Origin of the sequence: Ramlibacter sp., assembly GCF_028292805.1 — a bacterium.
Taxonomy (GTDB): Bacteria; Pseudomonadota; Gammaproteobacteria; order Burkholderiales; family Burkholderiaceae_C; genus Ramlibacter.
Genome location: NZ_JAQGLS010000053.1, coordinates 1 through 4,944, shown reverse-complemented (window position 1 = coordinate 4,944; position 4,944 = coordinate 1). Strand labels below are relative to the sequence as shown.

The window sequence follows — 4,944 nt, the reverse complement described above, 5'->3', positions numbered from 1 at the left end:
GCCGGGTCGGCGGCCGCTTCGGCGGCCTGCACCAGGCCGGCCGAGGTGTCGCCGTCGCGCAGGCGCGCGCTGCCGAACACGACGATGGTGTTCTCGATGCCATGGGCCTGCTGCTCCAGGTCGGGCTTGAGCAGCTCGAGCTGGAAGCGGATGCCGCGCGTTTCGCGCCGCAGCAGGAATTCAGGGTCGACGAAGGCGAGGCGGCTGGCGTCGGGGTCGAGCGGAAGGCCTTCGTCGGCGTGCGACTTGAGCGTGGCCCAGGCGTCGGCCAGGCGCTGGTCGTGGATGTTGCGGGTCTCGGACATGTCGCCATTGTGGCCGCAAGCCGGGGGCCGCCGGCGTCCAGGAGCGTGCCGAATGCCGCTGTCCTGAGTCCGTACGACCGCCGCACCATGGTCGGCATGCCCATCCGCCGGACGCTGGGCAGCCGCGACGCCGGCTGCTGCGAGGGGCGTGGTGCTGGGCCGCATCGGTCCTCGCCCACCGCTGACTTCAGAGCGCCAGGGCCAGCCCCAGCGGCACGAACAGCAGCGCCAGCGCGTTGCCCAGCAGGATCATCGCGGCAACGCCGTCCGGCTCCTGCCCGTAGCGGTCGGCCAGCAGGAATTGCGTGGCGGCCGGCGGCAAGGCGCCGAACAGGATCAGCTGGGCCCGGGCTGCGCCCTGCAGGTCCAGCGCCCAGGCCAGCGGCACGGCCACCGCCAGTCCGACCAGGGGCCGGGCGAAGGCGCCCAGCAGCCCGCGCGGGACGTCCTGGCGGCGCAGCCAAGTCAGCCGCACGCCCAGCGCGAACAGCATCAGCGGCAGCATCGCGTCGCCCAGCAGCTTCATGCCGGTGAACAGCGGATCCGGCACGCGCACGCCGCTCAGCGCGCTGGCCAGGCCGAGCGCGGAGGCGATCATCAGCGGCGACAGCAACAGGTCGCGGGTGCGGGCGTGCCTGCTGGTGATGTGCGCACCGACCGAAAAGTGCAGCAGGTTGCTGATGGAGAACAGCGCCACCGCCGCCCCGAAATACTCGGGCCCGAAGGCCAGCAGGGCCAGCGGCAGCCCCATGTTGCCGGCATTGGTGAACATCACCACCGGCACCAGCGTGCGCGGCTGCGTGTTGGCCAGGCGCGCCACCAGCCAGCGACGGCGCCGCTGACCAGGATCAGCGTCGCGCCGCCACCCATCAGCACGACGTGGTCGCGCCAGTGGAAATCGGCCGACGCCAGGGCCGTGTAGACCAGCAGCGGCGACAGCAGGTCCAGCACGATGCGGTTGAAGGCCGTGAGGTCGGGCCGCGTGCGGCGCCCATAGGCCCAGCCGACCGCCACGATCATGAACACCGGGATGATGACCTGGGCGATGCGCCAGAGCAGCTCCATCACGCGGCCCGCATCGCCAGCCAGGCCAGCAGGCGGGCTCGCGCCGGCTGCAGGCCCTTGTAGGCCAGCACGGCGTCGCTCATCGAGGCGAGCGCGTCGTGCAGGCGGCGCGCATCGGTGCGGCTGCGAATCGCAGCGGCCAGCGGCTCCAGCTGCACACGGATGGTGAACACGGCCTGGCTGCTGCCGGGGGCCAGCGGGAAGAAGGTCTGCCGCTCGGAGCGCAGGAAGCACTGGCCGGCGAAGGCCATCGGCGCGGGCTCGGCCGGCCAGGGTGTGCGCGCCTGGCGCGCCGGGTGCTGGTCGTGGCGGCAGCTCGGCGTCACGGTCCACACCCACCGCTCCCAACTGCCGCCGTCGGTCACCAGTCGCACCAGCTGCGCCGCTGCTGCCAGCAGCAATTGGTTGTCGGCGACCGGGGCGTGCACGGCCGTGAACGGCAGCCCCAGCTTGGCTTCGGGGGCCCAGTGCGAGGGCACGCAGACGCACAGCCAGGGCAGGGTGGTGCTGGGGCCGTCCAGCAGCGCGAAGTCTTCCTCGAAGGCCAGTTCCAGCGGCGCCTCCACGGCATGGCCTTCAGCCAGGCCCCGGGCCAGGATCGCCGCCACCACGGGTCGCTGGTCGAAGCCCGGCACGGCCAGCCGGCTGGCGCCACTTTCCAGCACCCGCTTCTTGTCCGCCCACAGCGCGCTGCCGGCGGCCAGCGGCGTCAGCTGCGGCGTGCCATCGGCCAGCCGCTGCAGGCCGGGCTGCATGCGAAAGGGAACGTTGATGCGGGAAAGGTCAAGCGACATGGGTGGGCGCCGGGCACAAAAAAGGCCCCTTGCGGAGCCTTCTTGCGATCGCGACCGGCATGGTCAGACGCGGCGGCGGTATTCGGCGGTGCGGGTGTCGATCTCGACCTTGTCGCCCTGGGCCACGAAGATGGGCACGCCGATTTCGAAGCCGGTGGCGATCTTGGCGGGCTTGAGCACCTTGCCCGAGGTGTCGCCCTTGACGGCTGGCTCGGTCCAGGTGATTTCGCGCTCGACGCTGGTGGGCAGTTCGACCGAGATGGCCTTGCCTTCGTAGAACACCACTTCGGCGGGCATGCCTTCTTCCAGGTAGTTCAGCGCGTCGCCCATGTTCTCGCTCTCGACTTCGTACTGGTTGTACTCGGAGTCCATCCACACGTACATCGGGTCGGCGAAGTAGGAATAGGTGCAGTCTTTCTTTTCCAGGATGATCTGGTCCATCTTGTCGTCGGCCTTGAACACCGTCTCGGTGCCCTGGTTGTTCAGCAGCGACTTGAGCTTCATGCGGACGGTGGCCGAGTTGCGGCCGCCACGCGAGTATTCGGTCTTGAGCACGACCCACGGCTGGCCGGAGTTCATGATCACGTTGCCGGCGCGGATTTCTTGAGCGATTTTCATAACGGTGTCTTCGATGAGGCCGCGGCGCGCGCAAGAAAACTCTGCGGTGGCGGCCAGATGGGGCGCGTGGGCGGCCGCGGGTGGCCTGTCACGCAAAGCCCGTCATTCTAACGCCGCCGGCCCACGAAGCGCTGGAGCCCGGCTGCCAGCTCGGGCAAGGCCAAGGCGCGCTGGCGGGCGGCGGCGGCGAACTCCGCCCAGGCGGCGTGGTCCAGGGGCGGCAGGGGCGCCGCCGCCACGCCGTTCCAGCAGCGGAATGCCTGGCGCAGCGGCGCCGGCGGCGCCAGCCAGTCCAGGAAGGCTTCCAGCTTGTCGTGGTGGGCCGCATCGTCCTGCTCGTACAGCTGCCACACGAACGGGACACCGGCCAGCAAGGCGCGCGCCAGCGAGTCCTCGCCCCGCACGAAGTTGAAGTGGCAGGCCCACAGCAGATGGTCGAAGTCGCGCTGGCTCAGCAGGGGCAACCAGTGCAGCCGCAGGCGGCCGGCCGCATTCCAGTCTGTGCCAAGTTGCGCCACGGCGGCCCGGGTGGCAGCGGCGGCACGGCCGGCGGTCACCAGCAAGTCGGTGGTGTGCGGCCCGGTCGCCAGCTGGCCCAGCAGCCGGTCGAGGGCGGGCGGCTCGTAACAGAACAGGCTGACCTGGCGGTCGGCCGGCTTCGCGATGCCGGCCTGCTGCAGCCAACCCGATCGGTCAAAGGCCTGGCGCCTCGCCTGCAGGTCGGCTTCCCGCAACAAGCCGCCGGTGCGTTGGGTGAAGCCAGGGTAGAAGAAATGCTTGACCAGCCCGGCCCCCGGCCCGTTGGCCACCGGTGACGGCAGGCCGTGGTTGCGCTCCACATAGCCTTGCGCAGACAGGTATTCCAGGTTGATCCAGGCCGGCGGCGGCTGCGCCGCGGCCATGCGGGCCACGAAGGCCGGCGGCGGGTCGCAGCCGAAGGCTTCGATCACCACCTGGCGCGGCGGCAACGTGGGCGCTTCGTCGGTCCAGGTCACCACTTGCACGCCCGGATGGCCTGGTGGCGCCAGCCAGCGCAGCGGCGCCGGCTCGTCGATCCAAAGCCGCACCGCCTCGCCGCGGGCGGCCAGTTCCGCGGCGAGCCGCCAGCAGACGCCGGCGTCGCCGTGGTTGTCGATGACCCTGCAAAAAATGTCCCAGCCCATGTGCCTCGGATAATAGGGCCCATGGTGCAGGCTCACTCCGACGAACTCCTGGCGCAGGTTGCGGCCCTGCCTTCCCTGCCGGGCGTCTATCGCTACTACGACGCCGACGGCGGCGTGCTGTACGTGGGCAAGGCGCGCAACCTGAAAAAGCGCGTCGCCAACTACTTCCAGAAGAACCACGGCGGCACCCGCATCGGCCACATGATCACCAAGATCGTGCGGCTGGATACAACGGTGGTGCGCTCCGAGGCCGAGGCGCTGCTGCTGGAGAACAACCTCATCAAGACGCTGGCGCCGCGCTACAACATCCTGTTTCGCGACGACAAGAGCTATCCCTACCTGAAGATCACCGGCTCGCCCGACAAGCTGGGCTTCGCCGGCAATGGCAGCGGCACCCCGTCGGCCGCCGTGTTCCCGCGGGTGGCCTACTACCGTGGCTCGGTCGACCGCAAGCACCGCTACTTCGGCCCTTACCCCAGCGCCTGGGCGGTCAAGGAGTCGATCCAGCTGCTGCAGAAGGTGTTCCGGCTGCGCACCTGCGAGGACACGGTGTTCGCCAACCGCACCCGGCCTTGCCTGCTGTACCAGATCAAGCGCTGCTCCGGCCCCTGCGTGAACCTGGTGAGCGCGCACGATTACCAGCACGACGTGCTCAATGCCGAGGCGTTCCTGCGCGGCGATGCCCAGACCGTGCTGCAGGCGCTGGAGCAACGCATGATGGAGCACGCCGGCAGGCTGGAGTTCGAGCAGGCCGCCGAGCTGCGCAACCAGGTCGGCGCGCTGTCCAAGGTGCTGCACCAGCAGTCGGTGGAGACCGCTTCCGACAAGGACGTCGACATCCTGGCGGTGCAGGTGCAGGGGGGCCGGGCCTGCGTCAACCTGGCGATGGTGCGCGGGGGCCGCCACCTGGGCGACCGTGCCTACTATCCCAGCCACGTCGTGGACGCCACCTCGGTCCTGGATTTCGACGTCGCCGCCGATGCGGTCGGGGCCCAGCCC

Annotated in this window: 6 protein-coding genes and 1 pseudogene; 1 reads left to right on the top strand and 6 read right to left on the bottom strand. The window is 70.0% G+C overall.

The window, feature by feature from the left end:
• From JWP65_RS02630 to earP, 6 genes and pseudogenes are all read right to left on the bottom strand, one after another.
• A pseudogene (locus JWP65_RS02630) lies at positions 1–305 on the bottom strand (3-isopropylmalate dehydrogenase); the annotation flags it as partial.
• A gap of 187 nt (positions 306–492) precedes the next feature.
• Positions 493–1,125: an AEC family transporter gene (locus JWP65_RS02625; RefSeq protein ID WP_299760074.1), complete on the bottom strand. Its 633-nt coding sequence runs from the start codon at positions 1,123–1,125 to the stop codon at positions 493–495.
• Positions 1,077–1,370, bottom strand: a complete 294-nt coding sequence (locus JWP65_RS02620) for a hypothetical protein (protein ID WP_299760072.1) — start codon at positions 1,368–1,370, stop codon at positions 1,077–1,079. Before JWP65_RS02620 ends, JWP65_RS02625 begins: the two co-directional genes overlap by 49 nt.
• The gene (locus tag JWP65_RS02615; RefSeq protein WP_299760070.1) at positions 1,370–2,164 is read right to left on the bottom strand and encodes a heme-dependent oxidative N-demethylase subunit alpha family protein; all 795 of its coding nucleotides are present in this window, start codon (positions 2,162–2,164) and stop codon (positions 1,370–1,372) included. The genes JWP65_RS02620 and JWP65_RS02615 overlap by 1 nt, the downstream gene beginning before the upstream one ends.
• 63 nt (positions 2,165–2,227) lie before the next feature.
• Positions 2,228–2,782, bottom strand: coding sequence for an elongation factor P (gene efp / locus JWP65_RS02610; protein ID WP_299760068.1), 555 nt, complete (start codon positions 2,780–2,782; stop codon positions 2,228–2,230).
• Positions 2,783–2,889: 107 nt separating this feature from the next.
• Positions 2,890–3,945, bottom strand: a complete 1,056-nt coding sequence (gene earP / locus JWP65_RS02605; RefSeq protein WP_299760067.1) for an elongation factor P maturation arginine rhamnosyltransferase EarP — start codon at positions 3,943–3,945, stop codon at positions 2,890–2,892.
• Between the two features lie 21 nt (positions 3,946–3,966).
• Between earP and uvrC the strand changes: the two genes are divergently transcribed.
• On the top strand, positions 3,967–4,944 hold a 978-nt coding region (gene uvrC, locus JWP65_RS02600; protein WP_299760065.1), incomplete at its 3' end, for an excinuclease ABC subunit UvrC.